The organism is Paenibacillus segetis, assembly GCF_014639155.1.
Lineage (GTDB): Bacteria > Bacillota > Bacilli > Paenibacillales > Paenibacillaceae > Fontibacillus > Fontibacillus segetis.
In genome coordinates, this window is record NZ_BMFT01000014.1 from 1 (window position 1) to 1,388 (window position 1,388).

Genomic DNA, 1,388 nt, shown 5'->3' on the forward strand with positions numbered 1-1,388 from the left:
TTTTGCCATTCTGGTGCAGGCACATTATCCCGATCCACAACTTCAAACATCGAATCAACATGATGTACTGAAGCTTCTAGATCCGTAGGGAACAGCGCACGAACGCGGTGATCCTTCGCCTGATTATCCAGCTTCGTCTCGATGTGAACGCCTTTTCCACCTTGCTCCAAGGAAATGACTGTACGGATCTTCATGATCACAGTACGGCTGCTCCGCTGTGCAGTACGCTCTGGATAATACACTAGTGCCCGTTGTTCTTCATCTAATTTCTCATCTGCTGATGCAGGAATTTCCCACTCATGGGTAACTTCTACCGAAGCGCGGTAAGGTGTATCTTCCAGCACAGAGATCCCTGCAGGAAGTCCCTTTGTCGTTAACGTCTTCTCACCATCTGGTTGTCTGTACATATATTCATTACCGATATCTCCAGTATTCTCATATACACCAAGATCACTGTAAATGCGGCCTGTTGTTTTATCAGTTAGCGTGAATGAACCGTCGTCTGCAACATTCACCTTCAACGTAGCATTCTCCATCGTACGGTCTCCCGTAAATAGAGAATCACTTTGAGCTGGAGCTCCTGCTTTCCGTACCCATGCATAGGTGCGTAAGCCGATAGCTGGAACGTCCTCTGCTTGGAACGTCAATTTGACCCGGCGGCACATATAAGGCTGACGGAATTTATCGTCAGGCAGATCATAGCCGAACAGCAGACCTAGATCTTCCACCGTACAGTTCAACACATTTCCTTGCTCATCAACCAGTAGACGACCCGAAAGATCAACATCTTTCATCCGCTGTGCTGTTTCTTCAAGTGTGAAGCCTTCGCGCAAATACAAGCGGGCAGCATCCAACTCGATCGATACGGTTCCCGTACGGCTCCATCCAGTCGTGTTCATCACAAGCAATGGTAGCGGGTCTTCGCCAAATTCAGCAAATCCTGAAGTATTCACGGCTTCAGCAATGATACGTTTGCTGTCATCGATGATGCTCTCTGCGACATGGCGGCTCTTGTCAAAGCGCGTAACCATCTCACGATGCACTTCATCCACGCTACAACCACAAATGCTATCGTGTGGATGGTTCTGCATCAATGTCTTCCAAGCATGCGTAAACAGATGATGCGGATAATCTTGTCCCAACACATGAGCGATCGATGCAAGCGGCTCTGCGACCTTCTCGAGAATCGCTTGTCCTTGTTGATTCATCTGCTTCAGGTAGACACGAGCTGACGCCGTATTCACAAGCGTGCCCCAGCCATCGGTACGTTGGCTACGAAGCTCTCCTTTAACAGACGACAATTCACGATCGCTAGCACTTTCAATCGCACGTAAGTAATCCGGGAAGTTCGAATGAATGAATTCCGTATCCGGGTACAATTCCTTCGC

General features: G+C 48.6%; 1 protein-coding gene. It reads right to left on the minus strand.

The features are described from left to right. The coding region (locus IEW05_RS25515; protein WP_188542681.1) for a glycoside hydrolase family 38 C-terminal domain-containing protein at positions 1-1,388 on the minus strand (1,388 nt) is incomplete at both ends.